The organism is Parachryseolinea silvisoli (assembly GCF_021190955.1).
GTDB classification, from domain to species: Bacteria; Bacteroidota; Bacteroidia; order Cytophagales; family Cyclobacteriaceae; genus Ohtaekwangia; species Ohtaekwangia silvisoli.
In genome coordinates, this window is the sequence record NZ_JAIOAO010000002.1 from 1,276,447 (window position 1) to 1,297,659 (window position 21,213).

The following is a 21,213-nucleotide window of genomic DNA, read 5'->3' on the forward strand; positions in this document are numbered from 1 at the left end:
CAGATGCGCGTTTTTATACACGGGATTAATGAACCTCTAAATGTTAATGGACGTGCGGTTAATCCGAGGAGGTGGAGTCACAGGAGAACGGTATGAGGAAAGAGGTACGTTTGTCCTGCTCGGTGGTATGCGGTTCAGGAGTTGACGTATGAAGAGAATGTCTGTGATGGATTGTGTATATAAAAATAGGCTTACCAATGACGGCAGCTCCGCACTAGCCGGCTCCGGCGCGTGGGTATGGACTTCGTTAGATGCGTGATGATGGTGGTGATCGTCGAAGGAGTGGTCATGCCCATGATCGTGGTGATGGATGTGAATATGGCTGTGGGCGTCGAGGTAGTGCAGGAGGTCGTGCCCCATTTCCAGTGCGCCGTAGCTGAGCATGGTCATGGCGTATACGATCAGTATCAGGGTGCTTCCGCGGGTCACACAGCAAAAGTAGGAAAATGGGTGGGCTATAAAAGAAAAAGAGGTTGCCGGATGGCAACCTCTTTTTGGTATTGGGTGATGTTTTTGATTAGAAGTTCGAGCGGTCGAGCTGTAGGGCGGCGCCGTGCTTTGAGTACGCATTCTCGACCTTCTCGGCCAGCTCTTTCTCGCCGTATTGTGCCAATACGCGTTGCAGCTCGCCGAGGATGATGACGTTTACCTGCAGGTCGCGGCCGTAGTCGCGCGTGCGGATGTAGTAGTCGGCCAGGGCGTCGGCGCGGGGCCACATGATATTCGCAATCTCGATGGCTTTTGCTTTTTCGCCCACTTCGAAGAGTAAGGCGACAGCTTGCGCCGACGTATAGTCATACGGGATCGACGTGTCGGGCATGTGCGAGAGGCTAAACAGCAATACTTCGCGGGCTTTGGCGGTTTCACCTTTGTTGACGAGTGCCTGAGCCAGGGAATTGAAGCTGCTGCGGTGGTTGAGCACGAAATTACGATAGTCCTGTGTATAGTATACGTTTGGATCGTCCAGGTTACGGAACTGGAATTTCTTCAACATATTCTCCGTGCTCACTTTGGTGTTGACCAATTCAGATTGGTTGAACGAGTTGGGGTTAAACACCGGCAGGATACGATAGGCATTGCCTTCCTGTACTACGTAGCGGCTCAAGTCTACATTGAATTGCGCCAGTGACGTGTTGTTGACATAGAGCGGACGCTCCCAGTTGGCGGAGGCCAGCATATCGAGCATCGCGAGGTCTTTTCTTTCCAGGGCGTTGCCTTTTACGCGCAGGTGCATTTCGGGTACCACGAGGCTGTCCATGCCTTCGGGGATGATGCCCAGGCTACGCACTTTGTCGACGTCTACTTTCAACACGATGTCCTTGGTGGGCAACATATAGCGCTCGCCGCGGTATTCGGGGTGCAGCAGGCTCTTGTTGTTGTCGCGTAGCAGCTCCAGGTATTTTTTCAGGTCCATCTGTTTGATGCCTGCATTGTAGTACGGAATGTACTGTGTCTTATCGTCGCGGTAGTTTTCTACCGTAAGGGTGTATGGGAATGGCTTCGATTCATACGCAGCGCGTGTAGTCTGCTCGATGTACCAGTCGGTGTTGTAATAGCTCAACACGATTACGCGTACGTCGGTGCGCACACCCTCCACGTCCTGTGCATACCAGAGGGGGAAGGTATCGTTATCTCCGCCGGTGAACAGCACGGCTTCCGGCGCGCAGGATTGTAAATAGTTTACCGCTGAGTCTACGGAGAAGTAACGGTTTGCACGGTTGTGATCATTCCAGCCTTGTTGTGCCATGAGCACGGGCGCCGAAAAGCAAACCAGTGTAGCGATGATGGCCGCGGTCTTTAGGTTGCCCATTATTTTACCTAACCACTCTGCGATGGCAATGACGGCAAAACCGATCCAGAAACAGAAAGCATAATATGAGCCTGTATAGATATAGTCACGTTCGCGCGGCTCGGTAGGCGGCGAGTTGAGGTATACCACCAGTGCTACACCCGTGAGGATGAAGAGCAGGGCTACCACCACGAAGTTGCGCGTGTTGTGTACCGATTGCCAGAACATGCCGATGAGGCCAAGCACGAACGGGATCATGAAGAAGTTGTTACGGCCGGCATTTTCGGCCAGCTCCGTTGGCAGCTTGTCGAACCAGTGCAGCGGACTGAGCCAGTCGGCGCCCTGAATGTCGCTCTCGCGGCCGGCAAAGTTGAACATGAAATAACGCATGTACATGTTGCCGATCTGGTGGTCGAACATGAAGTACAGGTTGTCGGAAAAGAACTTCGGCTTTTCGCCTTCTTGCAGGCCCAGCTCGGAGCGGTAAATGCGTGCGTGTTCCGGGTCGCTGCTATAGATCCGTGGCAGAAAGGTTTGCTGACCGGGGTCGTACTCGTATTCGAATTTGTGGTCTTTGATCTCGTATTTGTCTTTGCCTTTTTTGTAGATGGCGGCGCCTTCTTTAATGCCGGTTACCTGGGCGGTGAAGTACGGGCCATACAGTAACGGGCGGCTACCGTACTGCTCACGCTTGAGGTAGCTTACGAAGCTCATTACATCTGACGGGTCGTTTTCGTCAATCGGTGGGTTGTCGTTCGAGCGGATCACGACCAGGGCGTACGATGCGTAGCCGATGAGGATGAAAGCCACTGCGTTGAGGAACGTGTTGAGCACGACGCGCTGCCGCTTTTGTGAGAACACGATGCCCCACACCAGTGCGGAAACCAGAATGATTGTAAAGACCAACGCGCCGGTGTTAAACGGCAGGCCGAGGGTGTTGACAAAGAACACTTCGAAGTGGCCCGCGAACGTCGGCAGACCAGGGATGATGATCTCGTTGATAAAGAAGATGATCAGGAGGCTGATCAACATCGAGGCGATCACCCCCCACATGGTCGGTGTATATTTTTTGAAGTAATACACCAACGCCAGTGCAGGGATCGTTACAAGGTTCAACAAGTGGACGCCGATGGAGAGGCCCATCATGTAAAAAATCAGGAGCAACCAGCGGTTGGCTTTGGATTCGTCTTCAATAACATCCCACTTCATCATGGCCCACACCACAAAGGCGGTGAAGAATGACGACATGGCGTACACTTCCGCTTCTACGGCTGAGAACCAGGCGGAGTCGGAGAAGGTGTAAGCCAGTGACCCCACGAGGCCGGCGCCGAGCAGCACCCAAATTTTGTCGGACGGGATTTCCTCCGAGGCGCCGATTTTCATCAGCTTGCGGCCGAACAGGGTAATGGACCAGAACAGGAACAGCACGGTAAACGCGCTGGCGAGTACGCTGCTGAAGTTAATCCAGTATGCAACTTTCGTAACATCGCCCATGGCGAGGAAAGAGAACATGCGCCCGATGAGGAGGAATAACGGAGCTCCCGGAGGGTGGGGTACCTGCAGCTTGTAGGAAACGGAAATGAACTCACCGCAGTCCCAATAGCTGGCTGTTTCTTCCATGGTAAGCCAGTAGCTTATGAGCGCAATCGCGAAGACGCCCCAGCCAACGATGTTGTTGAATTTCTGAAAAGTTGAATTCATGAGGTTTTAAAGACTTAGGGGGCGAAAATAAGTAAATAATGCCTAAAAACGGTGTCCCAGGGTTATTTGTAGACGATCACATAAAACACCAGCCAGAGTAGGAAAATAAGCACATACGAGCACAATACGATGGTCCAGACGTACCGCCGGTCTTTTTGTGCATAGTGGTGGATGCCGGCGACCAGGGCGAAGCAATAGGCGATCTCAAATACGTTGAGGGCTCGCAGAGGGTAGGCCCAGCGTTTGTCGAGGGTGTTGTAATCAAAAAAATGTATCAGGGATAACGGGTAAAACCCACGTATGTCGTTATAAGTAGGGTCGGTCTCGATAACCATGAACCAGGCGATTTTCAAGACCTCGGGAAGGAGGAAGATAAATTCGGCGCCGATGACAACCCCGAAGCATTGGCTGTAGGTGACGCGGTAGCCAAACATGAAACATCCCACCCAGATGACAAAGGCGATGACGACGAATTTCCAGGCGTAGATAAAGGGGATGGAAAAGTATTTAAGGGCGTTGATGATCTGCAGGATGCCGCCCTGGGGGCGATCTTGCAGGAATTCGAACGCGGCGGTCTCGTTTTCAATAAATGCAATTTTGATGTATAACAACAACAGGGAGGCCATACACAACAGGATAAAAAGCAGCTTTTTGTCGGCAGCAAAGAAAGATTTAGTTTCGTGCATGGAGTGTTCTGTATTCAAGATTTTCCTTCTCGTGGTGGTTCTCCTGCTGGTTGCCGACATCCCGGGCCAGGCGCAGCCGAGCACCCGAAAAGATACGACCATCATTTTGCTTTCCAATGTGGGGGTCCAGTTGGAGTGTACTCAGGCGTTGAACGATCTGTATAATTTTAAGTTTCCCCAGGCGGAGTTCCAGTTTCAATACCTGCGGGCCCGCTACCGGTGGCACCCGCTGCCGTATTTCCTGATGGGACTGATCGAGTGGTGGAAGATCATGCCGAATACCAAGGACACCTCGCACGACGAGAAGTTCCTGGCGTATATGGACTCAACCATCGAGGTGGGCGAGAAACTGTATGACGATTACCCGGCCTACAAAACGGAAGCAGCCTTTTTTCTGGCGGCGGCCTATGGTTTCAAGGGCCGCCTGTATTCGGATGAAGAGCGTAAGAACTGGCGCAAGGCTGCCTCGGCCGGGAAAAGCGCGCTGAACTATCTCGAGGAAGGCAAGGAGCAAGAAAATCTGAGCCCCGAATTACTCTTTGGCGATGCGCTGTATAATTATTTTTCGGTGTGGGTGCCCGAGAACTATCCCGCCTTGCGACCGGTGCTTTGGTTCTTCCGGAAGGGTGACAAGGCCTTGGGGCTAAAGCAGCTGAAAGAGGTGTCGTACAACGCCTTTTATACACGCACGGAGGCCATGGTCTGGCTGATGCGTATTTTGAACAGCTACGAGAAAGACCAGCAGCAAGCCTTTCAAATCAGTGAATATCTTTTCCAAACCTATCCGGATAATCCCTATTTTCATCGGTATTATGCCCGGATGTTGTATTCGCTGGGCCGGTATATGGAAGCAGAGCCGGTTTGCAAGAACATCCTGGCGAAGATCGACAGTGGTCAGGTAGGCTATGAAGCCACCAGCGGCCGATACGCGTCCTTCTTCCTGGGGCAAATCTACGAGGCGCGGCGTAAGCTCGACGATGCCAAGAAGCAGTACGAGCTATGCATGAAGTTTGCCGAGCAGATCGGCGCGACGGAATCGGGTTATTACCTCTACTCCATGATTGCCCTGGGCGAGATTGCTGAAAAACAAGGACATAAGGCGGAGGCCAAGACCTGGTTTAAGGCGGTGCAGAAGAAAGCAGGGCGTAAGGACGAGGCCTACAAAGATGCCAAGTGGAGGCTAAAACGATTAGAGAAAGGGGACTAGTGAATCCCACTAAAAAACAATAAGTGGAGCTCAGGGATCTTATCGTTACACCGTTTTTGATTGTGCTGGTGTATGTCGGCGCGTATCTGGTTTACCTACGGGTAACAGATGACTGGACGCGTCGCTATTTTTTTCCGGCGCTGACAGCGAAGATCGTGGGGGCGCTGGCACTGGGGTTTGTATATCAATTTTATTACAACGGCGGAGATACCTATAATTTTCATACACACGGCAGCCGGCACATTTGGAGGGCCTTTATGGACAACCCGGAGACGGGATTCAAGTTGTTGTTTTCAAACGGAAAAATGCACAGCGATGTGTACGAGTACGCAAGCCGTATCGCCTTTTTTCGGGATGCTCAATCGTACGTTGTCATCCGCATTGCTGCGGTGTTTGACCTGATCACATTTTCATCGTATTCGGCCACGGCGGTATTATTCTCGGTCGTGAGCTTTATCGGTTTATGGATGCTCTTTCGTTCATTTTACGAACTTGCGCCCGAGCAACACAAATGGATCGCCCTGGCAACGCTGTTTATTCCGTCGGTTGTTTTTTGGGGGTCGGGGTTGCTCAAGGATACCATTACGCTGGCAGGCCTGGGTGTCGCAACGTTTTGCGTCAAACGCATTTTTCTGGATAGGCAATTCAGCATATCGCGGTTGATCACGCTAATCATATCCTTCTATTTGATTTTTCTGATCAAGAAGTATATCCTTTTATGTTATCTGCCGGCCGTCATGGTATGGGTATATGCCGTCAACCTGACATATATACGCTCGGCGATGTTGAAAATGCTGATGTTTCCGGTCATTACCATGCTCGTGGCAATACTGGGATACTATGCAGTAGCACAGGTGGGGAAGGATGATCCGCGGTATGCGCTTGAGAAGCTGGGAAGCACGGCAAAGCTTACGGCGTATGATATTGCGTATCAAACGGGCCGCGATGCCGGCAGTACCTATTCGCTGGGAGAGCTTGATGGATCTTTCGGCGGCATGATGAAGCTCGCCCCGCAGGCAGTGAACGTATCATTGTTCCGGCCCTACCTCTGGGAGGTTCGTAATCCGTTGATGCTGATGTCGGCGCTCGAGTCGACGGCATTGTTGGTATTGACACTTTATGTACTGGTGGCGAGACGGCGTATGATCACGCGTTCGCTGGCAAACCCGCACGTCATTTTTTGCCTGGTATTCAGCATTACCTTTGCTTTTGCCGTGGGCGTGTCGTCGTTTAACTTCGGCACCCTAAGTCGGTATAAGATTCCGTTGCTGCCATTTTACACCCTGATGTTAATTCAGTTGTATTTTGTGAACAGACCGAGTACCGTAGATGCGTTGGAGCGTACGGAGTAGGCACGGAGGATCTTTTCCCGTCCCTTTTCGCCCATGCGGCGGCGCCGGTCTTTGTGTTTAATCAACACTTCCAATGCGTCTAGCCATTCCGGTGGGGTGCTGCATAAGAACCCGTTTTCCCCCGGGTCAACGATCTCCGTATTAACGCCAACCGGCGCGACGACGGCGGGTATCTCCAGCGCCATGTATTGCAGAGCTTTGAAGCCGCATTTGCCTTTGGCCCAGATGTCGTCGGTCAGGGGCATGATGCCGATGTCGATCTGTAAAAGATCCTGTGCCTCTTGCTCTTTGCGCCACGGCACAAAACGAAAGTGTTTGAGCGCCAGCGTCGGAGCCTTGTCGGCAATGACGACGAACTCGATGCTATTGCCGTGCCGTGCTTCCAATGTTTGAAGCACAGGGACAATGTCGTCGAGATACTTGAGTGTAGAGTGCGAGCCCGTCCAGCCGATGGTGGTGACAGTCCGGGGAGGTTGCGGTGGATAGAGGGTTGGATTGTGAAGGTGGTCGGTGTCGATGGTGGTCGGGTTGATCACGACATGTGGTGTAAACTGCCGGGCGTAATCGGCTAAGTAAGCATTGCCGCAACTAACCTTATAGCTCCACCGGCAAATGGCGGCCACCTTGCTGTGCCATTTGATACGTGCCGCGATGCTGTTGGCATCAGACGTATTGGGAAGCCAGATTGCGTCGTCGAAATCATAGATGATCTTTTTACGCAATACCCTGGCAATGAACCACTCCAATACCGGCGGACCTACGGGCAACGCTTCGCGGTGAATGAAGACCATGTCGTAGGAGAGTATCAGGAACGGTGCGAACATTCTGCGCAGCACGCCGCGCACAAAGCCCATGACTTTCTGAACAGCGTGACCTTTTTTATACAGGATTCTCCATGCCCTGATATCCCAAAAGGATTGGTATCGATAGGTGATACCGGCTGTTGTCAGTAAGGGAAAATACTGTTCAAAGCGAAAGCGCTGGGACGGCGATTCTTTTACCGGGTACGGTATGAGCAAAAATAATTTCATTGTAAATTCACCTAAAAATCGGGAATTAGAGAGAATTTAGCGTCCTTCTATCACAGGAACTTTTCTGAATGACTCCACAGATATCCTTCATTATTCCGCTGTACAACGAGGCACTGGTGTTTCAAAAGCTCATTCAACGGATCGATGCGTTGGCGGAACGTGTGGAGCAGACACTGGAAGTAATTCTCATTGACGATGGGAGCCGGGACGAGACCCCATACCTGATGCGGCAGGTAGCCCTGAACAATCCTCGGTATCATTGCATTTTTCTTTCGCGCAACTTTGGTCACCAATATGCGCTTAGCGCAGGCCTGCGGTATGCACGCGCGACGGAAGCTGTCATGATTCTGGATGGCGACCTGCAAGACCCTCCGGAATTGTTTTTTGAATTCTATCAATGTTACCTCGAAGGTTTTGACGTCATTTATGGCGTGCGGAAAAAGCGGAAGGAAGGAGCGTTTAAGAGAGTGAGCTATTTTTTGTTCTACCGCTTGCTCCAACGTATTTCCAATACACCCGTGTTTCTGGATTCGGGTGACTTTTCGATGATCAGCAGACGGGTGACCAATATCATCAACAGCATGCCCGAGGACAACCGCTTCCTGCGCGGACTGCGCAGTTGGATAGGCTTCAACCAGAAGGGAGTTCCGTATGAGCGGGATGCGCGGGCAGGCGGCGAGCCGAAATACACACTGGCGCGGTTGATGAAGCTGGCCTATGAAGGCGTATTTAATTTCAGCGTTTTCCCCATCAAGTTTCTGACCTTTTCCGGGGCATGTTGCCTGATTCTTGCCGTGGGCTACTTTGTTATCACCCTTGTGCGCAAACTGGTGTGGGGCGATGTGCCGGTGGGATTCACGGCGCTGCTGTTTATGGTCATCTTATTCGGCGGCATTCAGCTTGTTTCGATCGGTATCATCGGCGAGTACGTGTCGCGTACGTTTTTGCAGGTAAAGAACAGGCCATTGTTTATTGTCAAAGAGCGAATTACTGAAGGACAAATTATTCATGACTAGAGAAGTGATCATGTTATCACCGGCGGCCCCGGTGAGTATGGCAGATGAGTGGTACGCGATTGCCTCACCCGACCATTTTTGGATGGAGTGGCGCTTTCGTGCGATTATACATAACCTGCATAAAGCCGGTAAATTGACACCGGGAACCGGCGGACGTTTTCTTGAGATCGGTTGTGGACATGGCGCCTTCATTCAACAGCTCGAGCGCGACCCCACCATCGTTACCGATGGGTGCGATCTGAACCTATATGCATTGCAACAGATCCCTCCCGTGAAAGGCAATATTTACGTATACGATATATATAAGCAACAGTCAGAGATGCTCGGCAAGTATGCCGGTGTATTTCTGCTGGATGTGATCGAGCATATCGACGACGACCGCAGTTTTTTAAAGGCGGCGCATGACCACGTGCAACCCGGTGGCCTGGTGGTCGTAAATGTTCCGGCCTTGCAGACGCTTTTTAGCAAGTATGATACAGCGGCGGGTCACAAACGGCGGTATACACGGCAAAGCCTGCGCGCCGCGTTGGAAGCCAGTGGCCTGGAACCGCTGCATGTTGGCTATTGGGGACTGTCGCTGATACCTATAGCTGTTTTGCGCAAGCTATACCTGGCGTTTGTGTCACCAGACAAAGTCATCGAACGCGGATTTAAACCACCTGCTCCGGTGGTGAATATGTTGTTTAAAGTGTTGATGAAGTTGGAGATGGCTATCTTCAAAGCACCCCTACTCGGTACGTCTGTATTGGCCGTAGCCCGAAAGCAAGCAAAATGACCGAAGCGCGCTTCCTGTTTGTTCAATATGGTGTGGTGCTCCTGCTGACGGCGGGAGTGCTTTGTCTGTTGGGAAGCATCGGGCAGCGTATTGTCGGATGGCGCATAGGCAATCCGTATGCGTCGTGGCTGGCCCGGGGATTTGTGGGGTACCTGTTGGTCCTGATCGTCTATGCGGTGGTATGTACAGGAGGTGTAACGGTAAATCTTGTTTTTGTCCCGATACTGGCGTTGGCATTCTGGGAAGTTCGGAAAAACCGGGCAACGATCGCGCCTGTCGTGCGGCCTGCCCGGTCCGTTGTAGGATCTGCGCTGGCGGCACTGGTGCTGCTGTTCGCGTGGAGTTGGTGGACGTTGTATACCGATCTGCACGACATCATGGCCGACTATGGATACGCAGATTATGTGCTGTATAGTCGAATATCTCATATGATTGGTGTCGCCGGATATGAGAACGGATTTAATTTTCTGAATACCTATGATGCGACGTATCACGGTGCGGAACCCTATCATTATTTTGATCTGTGGGGTGGCTCGGTGGTGGCGACGATATTCTCTTTGAATCATTACCTCACACTAAAGTTGGTGGTATACCCGCTCTTTTTCTGGTTTATATTTTTGGGATATGGCGCGCAGGTTCACCGGCCTGATACGCCCTGGCGTTCGTTTTTTGTGTTGATTCTGCTGTTGTTTATCAGCGGAGTATACTTTCATTTTTATCGATACCATCCTTTTCTGCAATCCCTGGCAAGCTTGCAATTCAATGTGCTGACGCCGACGATCAACAAGCTGTCCTATTTTTATGTTTTTCTGTTGTCGGCTTTGTTGTTGTATCGACACGGGCAAACGAATCTGGCGTTGCTTTGCCTGTGTAGTCTACCCGTGGCAAACATTGTTTCGTTTCCGGTTTGGTGCGCTGCCGGTGGTGTTGTCGTCGTGGCGTATTTGAGGAAGGCTGTACCGGCAAACATGTTCTGGCAGCAAGTTCTTTGTATCGCAGTGCCGGTGTGTGGTGTTTTTATCTTTTATGCGATCTTCAAACAAAATGAGCTGGGATTGGGAGGGGCGGAAATTGCCGCGCCCGCAAAATTGTTGGTGCAGGCAGCGGACGGCTTTCAGTGGCGCACGCGGTTTAATATTGTGGTGGGGAGTGTGCTGCACTTATTTATTTTATATGCGCCTATTGTATTGCCGCTGCTGATCTTTTTTGTTGTGAATAAGATATGGCCGACAAAGCGTTATTTCTTGCCGGCAGGTGTTGTTGCACTGTGCATCCTGGGTGGTATCGGCGCCTGGGCTTTGTTATACCAGGAACTGAATTCCTTTCAGGTGTTTAGCAATATCAGCATTGTGTTGTTAAACATCCTCGTGGCAGTCGGTGTTATATACGTGTATAACCGGCTTCCGAGTCGGTCGGTAAAGTATAGCATAGTATGTTTAACGCTGATGATGGCCCTGTTGCTTGTGCAGGGAGCCCAGGCATTTTCACGGCTGCATGCGCCGGACGTGCATTCGTCCGAATATCTGGGCGCGGTGCAACGGGCTGTGGCGCAATACCGTCTTCGGGCCGGTGTTTCGATTAAGGACGCCAGGGCCTTGCAGGATATTTTCTCGAAATATAACGCGGCGTATCCCATGGGAGATTATTTGGTCGTCATGCGGGATGGTCTTTCGGTTGTGAATATCGGCGACTTCAACACACCCATAGACTCGTCGTCGGTATTAAACCAATACCGGTCGGTGAAAGCTATTCAAAACGGATTGTTTTATAAGCAGGTAATGCAGGCGCACAAAAACGAGGTTCCGTCCGGGGACGTTATCGAACGTGAGCAGGTGGCGTTTATTCGCCGCCATCGCATGCAGTTTGTGATCCTGTCGGCCAACGCAGCCTTGCCGGAAGCATTGGCAGCGGAGGTGGTGCACGAAATAACGGATTCAAAATCAGGTGAGCGCTTTTTGATCTTAAAGTAAGGGAATGACGCAATACACAAGGAGATCATTGACCATAGCCCGAAAGCGGTAAAATTGAGATGGAACTGAACAGAACAGATATGCATCTGGGACACATTCTGGTGCGCTGCGCGGACGGGATCATCGGCGCGACCGCTGCGCTGGTAAAGAAGCGATACGCGATGGTGGTCATACCGTTCTTCGCGGCAGTACTTTCGTTATTTTTTGCATTTCCATCGTACGATGTTGCCAGTAAGCCCGAAATGGCCCACAGTTGGGATGCGGTATTGTTACAATCTCACAATGTTCTGAATGCAGTTGAGTACGATCCTGCCAGCCATGCCGCAAATATCGCTTTTCGGTTTACTCCCACGTTGTTGGGCGGTTTGTTGGGGATTCACACGCTGAAGGCTTTTCTCGTGTTTCAGGGTGTGGCCCTGATTATCCTGTTTGTGCTGATTGGCCGATTGTTTCAGCGGCTCGTTACTGATAATGTGGTGGCCTGTTTGCTTACGCTGGCCACGGCATTTGTGTTTATCGGCAACGTGCTGTGCTCGGATTATCGCGGATTCTTCGACGTATTTGCTTTTCTTTTCCTGGTAGCCGGTATGCTTGCCGGACCCTCCATCCTGACATTTCTTTTTTTACTGCTGGCATATTTCACCGATGAACGCGCGTTGATTGCCTCTAGTCTGGTATACCTGCTCTTTGTGTTTGCCAATCTGCGCGACCTGACGGACTTGAAATTTAAGCATCTGTTTTTTTTTAACAAGCAGATGGTGGCCGTACTGGCGTCGTGGGTTGTTTATTTTGGGATTCGATCCTATCTGTCGCATGTATTCGGTTTTCGGACCAACGCGACGGGCCTGACAGATTACCTGGCATTAACCCAGGGGAGACAGATCAACCTGGCGCCGTTTGCTATGTGGACGGGGCTGGAAGGTTTTTGGATCCTGGTGATAGTTGCTCTTTTTGTATTGGTCTACGCACGTAAGTATTCCTTTGCTTTCTTATACATCCTGGGTATGGGCGTGATTATCTTTGTGGCTGTCTGTGTGTTCGACATGACGCGAAGCATGGCCTATCTGCTGCCTGCGATATTTGCGAGCCTGGTGGTGCTGCAGAAAACACAGACAGAACGCACGCTGCGTTACATCGCCCTGGGCGTATTGGTGGTTTGCTTGTTTCCAACCTACTATGCCGGCGGAACAAGCGATATCAGCGTCTTTTATCCGATGCCCATGCAGGTGTTCAGGATGATGCGGTAACGGGGATGGATGCCATGGAAAATAGTCGTACTATGAAGAATCTCGAAGATGTATTAGTTATAGAGCCCCCGCGTAAGTTCTCCCTGAACCTTACCGAAGTCTGGCAATACCGGGAGCTGTTCTATTTTTTCACCTGGCGCGATGTCAAGGTCAAATACAAACAAACTGCCCTGGGTGTGATCTGGGTCGTCATGCAACCTTTGCTGATGGTGCTTATTTTCACCTTGTTCTTCGGCCGTGCGCTGAATATCAAGACCGATCCGCTGCCATACCCCTTGTTTGTTTTTTCCGGCTTGCTGCTGTGGAATTTTTTCTCCTCCAGTATCATTACGGCGGGCAACAGCATGCTGAACAATGCACCCATCATCAAGAAGATCTATTTCCCGCGGATCATCATTCCGACATCGTCGCTACTGGTATCCTTTATTGATCTGGCCATTGCCTTTGTGGTATTTGTCGCCATGCTGGTGTACTATGCCGTAGACGTGGAGTTGCTGTCGATCCTGCTCTTCTGGCCGCTCGGGTTACTGATTACCCTTGTCGGCGCATTGGGCATCGGCAGCCTGCTGTCGGCGCTGACCGTGAAGTATCGGGACTTTCGCTACGTTGTGCCTTTTGGCCTGCAGCTGGCGCTGTTTGTAAGCCCGGTGATCTATCCCACCACCGTCACAGGCCATGCCTGGATTGGCTACTGTCTGGCTATCAACCCCATGTACGCGGCCATAACATTGTTCCGTGCCGGGTTGATGCATATGACCTTCGACCTGCCCCTGCTGTACATAAGTACGGTATCGACAGTTATTTTTCTGGTACTGGGATTGTATTATTTTAGAAGAACGGAAGCATACTTTGCTGACATTGCGTGAAATCCATCCTCGACATTGAGCATATCTCCAAGCTCTTTCTGATCAGTCATCAAGGGCTGCCTTATTTAAGTCTGCGTGAGCGTCTGACGGGTCTTTTCCGTGGCCGTGAAAAACAAGAGCCCTTCTGGGCTTTGCAAGATGTTTCATTTTCCGTGACACCTGGCGAGTCGCTGGGGATTATTGGTAAGAATGGTGCCGGCAAGTCTACCTTGTTGAAGATTCTCTCCCGTATTACGCCGCCCACGAGCGGCCGGATCGTAAGCCGGGGCCGCATTGCCAGCTTGCTGGAAGTGGGAACGGGCTTTCACCAGGAGCTTACCGGTCGGGAGAACATTTTTATGAACGGCTCGATCCTCGGCATGCGCCGGTCGGAGATCACGGCGAGCTTTGACCAGATAGTGGACTTTAGTGGCGTAGAGAATTTTCTCGATACACCCATCAAGCATTATTCCAGCGGAATGCAGTTACGCCTGGCGTTTGCTGTGGCGGCACACCTGGAGCCGGAGATATTGATCGTAGACGAAGTATTGGCCGTGGGCGATGCCGAGTTTCAAAAGAAGTGCTTGAAAAAAATGGAAGACGTGGCCGGCCAGGGGCGGACAATTTTATTTGTCAGTCACAATATGGACGCCGTGACAGCCCTGTGCAAAAAGGGTGTCTTTTTGAAGCAAGGTCAGGTAGAAGGTTATGGTGACATTCACGAGATCGTGCGCAGCTACCACGACGAGACGCACCATAACAGCATGACACTCGAGAAAGGTTCGGTTCGCTCGGTAGAGATCCAACAACAAGGCGAGACGCTTGTGCTGACTGTAAGCTACCAGCACGACGCGGTGATTGATTATCCCAACCTCGGCTTTTCTATACGCGATATGTTTGGCCATCCGCTGGCGGGTACAAACCCGATGAAGTCACAAGTAAATATGTATCCCTACAAACCTTCGCGCGAGGGACGCATCGAGGTAACGATATCGTCGCCGAAGTTCATGGAGGGCACCTATCAGCTATACGTATGGTTTGGCGATAGCCGGCGCAACTTTTTCGAGACAAAGGACCCCATCCTGTTTCAGGTAACAAAGATGAGCCCTGAACAAGGCCGCAATGCAAAATTTGACGGCTATATAATTCCTGAGTGCCAGTGGAATTTTTTCTAACGACATGCTATGCTTGAACCATTGAAAAAGGTATACCGGAAGATCAAGTACGGTTTTTTTACGACACCGCAGAAAGAATATATCAATTTTCATAAACGGCGGCAGCAGACGCTGTTGGACGCATATCGGAAAACGAATGTCGTTCGAAAGCTTCAGATCGGTGCGCAAAGCAACTCGATCGAAGGGTGGCTGAACGTAGATATTTTGCCGAAGGCCAACACCGTGGCCTATATGGATGCCACCGAGACCTTTCCTTTTGAGAGCAATTCATTGGATTATGTTTTTAGCGAGCACATGATCGAGCATGTGAGCTATGAAGGCGGGCGAAAGATGTTGCAGGAGTGCTATCGGACTTTGAAGCCGGGCGGCAAGATACGGATCGCTACACCCGACTTGCAGACGGTTGTACGTGTGCTGACCAATAGCCAGGACCCGGACGTGCAGCGGTACATCCGGTTTTATGTTGACCGGTTTGTCGGTCCCACCGTGCCCTATGACCCGGCGCAGATGGTGAACACACTGTTCTATCAATTTGGGCATCAGTTTATTTACAATGAGTCGTCGCTGTCGCATGCTTTACGGCAAGCGGGGTTTACCCAGGTGCGGCGTTGTGCTGTGGGGGTGAGCGACGACCCCATGTTGCGGAATGTAGAGCAACACATGGTGGAGATGGGTGAGGCGAACAACGCCCTGGAGACGATGATCTTAGAAGCAACGAAGTAATGGCCGCTGTATCTGTTCTGATACCTGCTTACAACACGGAGAAGTATATCGCGGAGACGATCCGGTCGGTGATGGCCCAAACCTTTACGGACTGGGAGCTGATCGTCGTAGACGATCGTTCGACCGATGGTACCGCAGACATTGTTGCCGGCTTTGCTGCCGCGGATGCCCGGATCAAACTGATTCGAAATCAGGAGAACCTGGGGATGATGGGCAACTGGAATTACGGATTATCGCTTTGTACGGCACGGTATTTTGTCAAACTCGATTGTGATGACGTATGGGCACCCGAGATGCTACAGGCATGTTATACTATCCTGGAACAGGATCCGTCGGTGGGCATGGTGTTTTCACAGTACCGGCTGATTGACGACAATAACCAGCCCCTGCCCAGCATTGGTGGAGACCTGCCGGCCTATGCGCGGAATGCGGCGTTTACAGGAACTTCGCTGGTAAAGCGCGGCACGTATGGCATGTTGATGGACAACGTATTGAAGCAGGGCATCGGCTTGATCCGGCGACGCATCTTTGAAGAGATCGGTCCTTTCTCTCTGCACGATTCCGGGGATACGGAAATGTGGTATCGCATTGGGGCGCACTATCGCATCTACGGGATCAACCAGATATATTATTCTTACCGGGTACGGCCCGACAATTTTACCCGTACACAAATACTAAAGCTGAGCAAGCGGGAAAGGAACCTGTATGACGTGCGGCGCATGATTATAACCTATTATTATCAACAGGGGCAGCTCACGGCGTCGGAATACCACGCATTTATGCGTGACAACCAATTCGAGTACGACAAGAGCGCCCTGTATGCCTATCGCGTGCAAGGTAAGTGGGGCAAAGCTCTCCAACTATTGGCAGGCACCTTGCTGCGACATCCACTTAGAATGACGCGTTTTTATTTCGGACGGCTTGCGGACCGCTTCACACGAAAGGAATCGTCTACTCAAACAACAACGGTATGATCAAGGTTGGTTTTTGTGTTTCATACGATTGGGAGATGTTGAAGCGGTCGTTGCCGCGGGTATATGCGTATGCGGATAAGATCTGTTTTTCACTCGATAAAAATCGTACGAGCTGGAATCGTCAACACTATACATTTGATGAAGTAGCCTTTGCTACCTGGCTGGCGCAGGCGGATCCGGACAAAAAGATCGACCTGTACGAAGACGATTTTTCCATCGATGGGCTCTCTCCTATGCAAAACGACAGCCGGCAGCGCATGCTGATGGCCCAGCGGTTGGGAGAAGGGGGTTGGCACGTGCAGGTAGACAGCGACGAATATTTTCTGGACTTTGGAGGCTTTACCCGGCAACTTAAAAAGATTAACCCGGCTCCTACGGGCAAGGAGAAGCCGGTAAATGTTTGTGTTTGTTGGGTTCCGTTGATCCGACGCGTACCCAATGGGTATATCTATGTCGACTTTAAAGATCAGGTGCCGGAAGTGGTACCGGTGGCCACGACCTTGCCGCACTATGAACGTGCGCGGCACAGCGGGCATTTTAATATCCTGACGTCGCACTATGTGATTCATGAAACCTGGGCGCGGTCGGAAGACGAGCTTTGGTTTAAGATGAATAACTGGGGACATGTGGGTGATGAATTGGTGGAGCGGAACACCCGGCAGAGCTATTACAATCTCTGGAAAGTATTGGATGAGTATAATTATCAATACTTGTCGAATTTTCACCCGGCGCAAGCGGCCGTGTGGCCCACGTTAGGATTCTGCCCGGGCAAGTCCGTGGAAGAGTTTATGCAAAACTATAAGCCTCCCGTTTTTCCGCTTTCGCCGCTCCGCCTGGCGATGCGGAATAATCGGAACGTAGCGCGGATCAAGGCGTTGTATACTAAATTGTTTTCATGATCGAGCTGTCCATCGTCATCATCAACTACAATACGTTTGGTCTTACCTGCCAGTGTATTGATAGTATTGTCGAACAGACGCAGGACGTGCGGTATGAGATCATTGTCGTGGATAATGCTTCGCGCGAACGTGACCCGCAGGATTTCGCTGCGCGCTATCCGTTTATCAAGCTTGTGAAGAGCGAAAAGAACGTGGGCTTTGCCGGCGGAAACAACCTCGGCATCGCGGTGGCCGAAGGACAATACATTGTCTTGCTGAACAGCGATACGGTGTTGCAGAACAACGTGATGCATATTTGCCTGGACTACTTGCGCACACACCCACGTGTGGCGGTGGTCGGGCCGGCGCTGTTCTTTGACGATGGCACGCGGCAGCATAATTGTCAGCGGTTCCCTTCGATACGGTATAAGCTCTTTGAGCTGTTCCGGCTGCAAAAGTTCCTTCCCCGTCGTACCGGTGGAAAAATACTGTTGGGCTATTTCTTTGATCACACCGAACCGGTGGAGACGGACTGGATTTGGGGCACGTGCTTTATGTTTGAGAAGAAACTGCTGCTCGAACTAAAAGATAGCAAGCTGGCGGAGACTTTCTTTATGTATGGTGAGGATATGCAGTGGTGTCTGGAGTTTAAGAAGCTGGGCTATCATATTGCCTACGATCCGGCGGCCAGGGTGTTGCACCTGATGGGTAAGAGCGGCGGAGCGAAATCGGATCTGATCGAAAAGAATGCCGCTATCTTTATGAATATGTATTACTCGCCGGCAGAGCGATTTGTGATCCGGCAGTTAGACCGTTTACTAATGCCATGACAGCGACCGTAGAAAATAGTGAGGTAAAGCTTTCGGTGGTGATTCCCACGTATCAGGGAGCACTGCGCATCTTGACAGTACTACGCTCGTTGGAGCAACAATCGTTTCGGGACTTTGAGGTGATTGTCGTGATTGATGGAAGCACGGACAACACCGAGGCCGTGGTGCAAGGGGCGGATGTCAACTTCCTGCTTCGCGTGGTAGTACAACAGAACAAGGGGCGGGCAGGTGCGCGGAATGCCGGCGTACAAGTGGCAAGTACAGACGCCGTTGTATTTTTTGATGACGATGTGATCGTTGCGACAGATGTACTGGCATGTTACTATCAATATCACCAACGAGGAGAGGCTCTGGTGGTCGGGGGGCTTTATTCCGTACAAGAAAGCCAGAACGAGTTCTTTCACTATTTTGAATATCTCAATATGAAGTGGAGCGCCAACCTGAACGGAAACACGGCAGGGTATATGAAGGCACCGTATATGTCGGCGGCGAATGCCTGCGTGCAAAAAAAGATCTTTTACGAAGTGGGTGGTTTCGATGAAGGCTTGCGTGATGCCGAGGATTTTGATTTGGCGATAAAGTTGTTCGAGAGGGGATATAAGCTGTATTTTGATCCGGCATTGCGTGCCGGCCATCATCTGCAACAGAGCATGCAGGTATATGTGCAGCGCTTGAATCAATATAAAGATGCCCGTCGAGCGCTACGCGAACGCAATCCGGCCGTAAAGAAGTATACCGCGGAAACGCCCTGGCAAGGAAATCTATTGAAGAAAATGATTTATCATTTCTTTGCATTCCCTTTTTATATCCGGTGGGCGGATGCGGGTGTATTTACCTTTCTGCCGGTAAAGATTCGCTACCGGTTTTATGATGTGATCGTCACGGCAAACTCCACGAACTTCGTATGAAAAAGAAGCTGGTGTACATTCTGTCTTTTGTGGAAAAGTCGTTGCCCGTCGAGTGGGTGATTGAAAACCTGGACCGCACAAAATATGACTTGTCCTTTATCATGATGGGAAGAGACAACACACCCTTTACCCAATTTCTGCAGCAGCAAAATGTGCCATACGACGTTGTGCCGTATGACGGCAAGGGCGACCTGCTGCCAACCTTTTATAAGATTTTCAGGATTCTGCGTCGTACGAGGCCACACGTGGTGCATGTACACTTATTTTACGCTGGCATTATCGCACTGCCGGCGGCCTGGCTGGCCGGTGTACGAAGTCGGATCTATACACGACACTATAGCAGCTATCACCACGACTATTTTAAGAAGGGCGTCGTTCTCGACAGGGTTATCAATTTCTTTTCGACCCGGTTGGTCGCTATCAGCCAGGTGGTGGAGAATGTGCTGGTAACGCGGGAACACGTGGCGCCGAAAAAGATCACACGGATTCCGCACGGATTTGATTTTTCTTACTTTGTGCGCCGGTCGGAAGAGATCGAAGCGGTGCGAATCAAACACGGCATTCCCGCCGGGAAACATCCGGTGATTGGGGTCATTTCCCGCTATACGCATCTTAAAGGTATTCAATACACGATTGAGGCATTTGCTGCATTGCGCCAACATTACCCGCAGGCACACCTTGTCCTGAGCAATGCCAACGGTAACTACAAGGCGGTGCTGTCCGCGAAACTGAACGCATTGCCACCGGGCTCTTTTACGGAGATTTTGTTTGAGGAGGACGTCCGCGCGCTGTATGCGTTGTTTGATGTCTTTGTGCATGTGCCAATCGCGCCTGATTGTGAGGCGTTTGGGCAGACGTACGTGGAAGCGCTGGCGATGCGGGTGCCTTCGGTCTTTACGTTGTCGGGCATTGCCCGGGAGTTTGTGGAAGATGGCGTGAACGCCCGGGTGGTTCCCTACCACGATGCTGCCGCGATAGCGCACGCGATCCAGGAACTGCTACAAAACGTGACGCTGCGCGAGCGTGTTACTACCCAGGGATACGAGGCGGTGACCCAACGGTTTGGTATGCCCGTAATGATCGAACGCCTGGATGCTGCGTACCAGGCGTCTTCAAAAACACGCATCTGACGGAAAAACACACCTGCTTAAGGTTTCCTCTGGCGGTCTGCTTAATTTTGCTCAAAAGGTCTTTATCATTCCTTGTCGTAAAATCAGATGTTCCTCTCCATCATCATTCCCACCTATAACCGTGCCGGTTTTATCGGTAAGACCTTAGCGTCATTGCTGGTCCAGGATGCATCCGCATCCGATTTTGAAATCATTGTGATTGATGATGGAAGTACTGACAACACCCGGGAGATGATGGAATCCTTTGATCGCACGCGCGTGCGCTACTTTCGTAAAGAGAATGGTGAACGGTCGGCGGCACGGAACTATGGCGCCCGCCTGGCGAAAGGTGATTACATTAACTTTTTTGACTCGGACGATCTGGCCTATCCGCATCACGTACGCACGGCGCTGGAAACGGTGCAGCGATTACAGTCGCCCGAAGTTTTTCACCTCGGCTATGATGTGAAAGACGATAAGAACCGGCTGACGCGGACGATGTGTGATTTGCCGACGAAGGTAAACGGCCGGCTGATCGACGGCAATCACCTGAGTTGCAACGGTGTATTTATCCGCGCCGACGTTTGCGGGCAATATCCATTTCTCGAAAATCTGCATGTCTCGGAAGACTACCAGTTGTGGCTGCGCCTGGCGGCAAGATTCGATTTTCATGCCATCAAAACAGTGACGTCTACGGTGGTCGATCATCAGGCGCGTAGTGTGTTTAAGATCCATGAAGAGAAGTTTCTGAAGCGCATGGCGCTGTTACAAACGTCACTGGAAGCGGACGAACGCTTTATGCAGGTATACGGCGGCCAGCTCGGAACCTTTCGGGCTTACCTTTTTATTCATACGGCCTTACACTTCGCGATGGCGGGGCTGTCGTCGGCCAAAGTATTTCGCTACCTTTTGGCGGCCGTCAAAAATAAGCCGACGGTGCTTTTCTCACGGCGGTTTGCGGCCGTCCTCAAAAATACGATCCTATAGCACTTGAATG

19 protein-coding genes are annotated in these 21,213 nt (G+C 51.2%); 15 read left to right on the top strand and 4 right to left on the bottom strand.

Annotation, left to right across the window (positions count from 1 at the left end; translation table 11 throughout):
* Positions 1–36: 36 nt before the first annotated feature.
* The 3 genes from K7P01_RS15310 to K7P01_RS15320 form a co-directional block, all read right to left on the bottom strand.
* Positions 37–429 carry a hypothetical protein gene (locus K7P01_RS15310; protein ID WP_267294475.1) on the bottom strand — a complete coding sequence of 131 codons (393 nt, stop codon included), beginning with the start codon at positions 427–429 and terminating at the stop codon, positions 37–39.
* Positions 430–517: 88 nt separating this feature from the next.
* Entirely contained in the window at positions 518–3,490 is a 2,973-nt protein-coding gene (locus K7P01_RS15315; protein ID WP_267294476.1) for a glycosyltransferase family 117 protein, read from the bottom strand.
* 62 nt (positions 3,491–3,552) lie between these two features.
* Entirely contained in the window at positions 3,553–4,176 is a 624-nt protein-coding gene (locus K7P01_RS15320) for a hypothetical protein (RefSeq protein ID WP_267294477.1), read from the bottom strand.
* Between K7P01_RS15320 and K7P01_RS15325 the strand changes: the two genes are divergently transcribed.
* Entirely contained in the window at positions 4,175–5,383 is a 1,209-nt protein-coding gene (locus tag K7P01_RS15325) for a tetratricopeptide repeat protein (protein WP_267294479.1), read from the top strand. The two genes, K7P01_RS15320 and K7P01_RS15325, sit on opposite strands and share 2 nt — an antisense overlap.
* A gap of 23 nt (positions 5,384–5,406) precedes the next feature.
* On the top strand, positions 5,407–6,735 hold the full coding sequence (locus tag K7P01_RS15330) for a hypothetical protein (RefSeq protein ID WP_267294481.1): 1,329 nt from the start codon (positions 5,407–5,409) through the stop codon (positions 6,733–6,735).
* Here the strand turns inward: K7P01_RS15330 and K7P01_RS15335 are convergent.
* Complete coding sequence (locus K7P01_RS15335) at positions 6,678–7,766, bottom strand: glycosyltransferase family 4 protein (protein WP_267294483.1); 1,089 nt, start codon at positions 7,764–7,766, stop codon at positions 6,678–6,680. The genes K7P01_RS15330 and K7P01_RS15335 overlap by 58 nt on opposite strands.
* A 68-nt stretch (positions 7,767–7,834) precedes the next feature.
* Here K7P01_RS15335 and K7P01_RS15340 point away from each other — a divergent pair, with 68 nt between their 5' ends.
* The 13 genes from K7P01_RS15340 (at position 7,835) to K7P01_RS15400 (ending at position 21,203) form a co-directional block, all read left to right on the top strand.
* Positions 7,835–8,782, top strand: coding sequence for a glycosyltransferase family 2 protein (locus K7P01_RS15340; protein ID WP_267294485.1), 948 nt, complete (start codon positions 7,835–7,837; stop codon positions 8,780–8,782).
* A complete protein-coding gene (locus K7P01_RS15345) occupies positions 8,775–9,557 on the top strand; it encodes a class I SAM-dependent methyltransferase (RefSeq protein ID WP_267294487.1) in 783 nt (260 codons plus the stop codon). Before K7P01_RS15340 ends, K7P01_RS15345 begins: the two co-directional genes overlap by 8 nt.
* Entirely contained in the window at positions 9,554–11,527 is a 1,974-nt protein-coding gene (locus K7P01_RS15350) for a hypothetical protein (RefSeq protein WP_267294489.1), read from the top strand. The genes K7P01_RS15345 and K7P01_RS15350 overlap by 4 nt, the downstream gene beginning before the upstream one ends.
* 59 nt (positions 11,528–11,586) lie before the next feature.
* Positions 11,587–12,774 carry a hypothetical protein gene (locus K7P01_RS15355; RefSeq protein ID WP_267294491.1) on the top strand — a complete coding sequence of 396 codons (1,188 nt, stop codon included), beginning with the start codon at positions 11,587–11,589 and terminating at the stop codon, positions 12,772–12,774.
* Between the two features lie 32 nt (positions 12,775–12,806).
* Positions 12,807–13,640, top strand: a complete 834-nt coding sequence (locus K7P01_RS15360; protein WP_267294493.1) for an ABC transporter permease — start codon at positions 12,807–12,809, stop codon at positions 13,638–13,640.
* On the top strand, positions 13,637–14,794 hold the full coding sequence (locus K7P01_RS15365; RefSeq protein WP_450091443.1) for an ABC transporter ATP-binding protein: 1,158 nt from the start codon (positions 13,637–13,639) through the stop codon (positions 14,792–14,794). The genes K7P01_RS15360 and K7P01_RS15365 overlap by 4 nt, the downstream gene beginning before the upstream one ends.
* Positions 14,795–14,803: 9 nt before the next feature.
* The gene (locus K7P01_RS15370) at positions 14,804–15,517 is read left to right on the top strand and encodes a class I SAM-dependent methyltransferase (protein WP_267294495.1); all 714 of its coding nucleotides are present in this window, start codon (positions 14,804–14,806) and stop codon (positions 15,515–15,517) included.
* The gene (locus K7P01_RS15375) at positions 15,517–16,491 is read left to right on the top strand and encodes a glycosyltransferase family 2 protein (RefSeq protein ID WP_267294497.1); all 975 of its coding nucleotides are present in this window, start codon (positions 15,517–15,519) and stop codon (positions 16,489–16,491) included. The genes K7P01_RS15370 and K7P01_RS15375 overlap by 1 nt, the downstream gene beginning before the upstream one ends.
* Complete coding sequence (locus K7P01_RS15380) at positions 16,488–17,390, top strand: hypothetical protein (protein WP_267294498.1); 903 nt, start codon at positions 16,488–16,490, stop codon at positions 17,388–17,390. The genes K7P01_RS15375 and K7P01_RS15380 overlap by 4 nt, the downstream gene beginning before the upstream one ends.
* Positions 17,387–18,199 (top strand): glycosyltransferase family 2 protein, encoded by an 813-nt coding sequence (locus K7P01_RS15385; RefSeq protein WP_267294501.1) that lies wholly within the window; start codon positions 17,387–17,389, stop codon positions 18,197–18,199. The genes K7P01_RS15380 and K7P01_RS15385 overlap by 4 nt, the downstream gene beginning before the upstream one ends.
* Positions 18,196–19,107, top strand: a complete 912-nt coding sequence (locus K7P01_RS15390) for a glycosyltransferase family 2 protein (RefSeq protein ID WP_267294503.1) — start codon at positions 18,196–18,198, stop codon at positions 19,105–19,107. The genes K7P01_RS15385 and K7P01_RS15390 overlap by 4 nt, the downstream gene beginning before the upstream one ends.
* Positions 19,104–20,237, top strand: coding sequence for a glycosyltransferase family 4 protein (locus K7P01_RS15395; protein ID WP_267294505.1), 1,134 nt, complete (start codon positions 19,104–19,106; stop codon positions 20,235–20,237). The genes K7P01_RS15390 and K7P01_RS15395 overlap by 4 nt, the downstream gene beginning before the upstream one ends.
* An 87-nt stretch (positions 20,238–20,324) precedes the next feature.
* Positions 20,325–21,203, top strand: coding sequence for a glycosyltransferase family 2 protein (locus tag K7P01_RS15400; RefSeq protein ID WP_267294507.1), 879 nt, complete (start codon positions 20,325–20,327; stop codon positions 21,201–21,203).
* Positions 21,204–21,213: the final 10 nt, after the last annotated feature.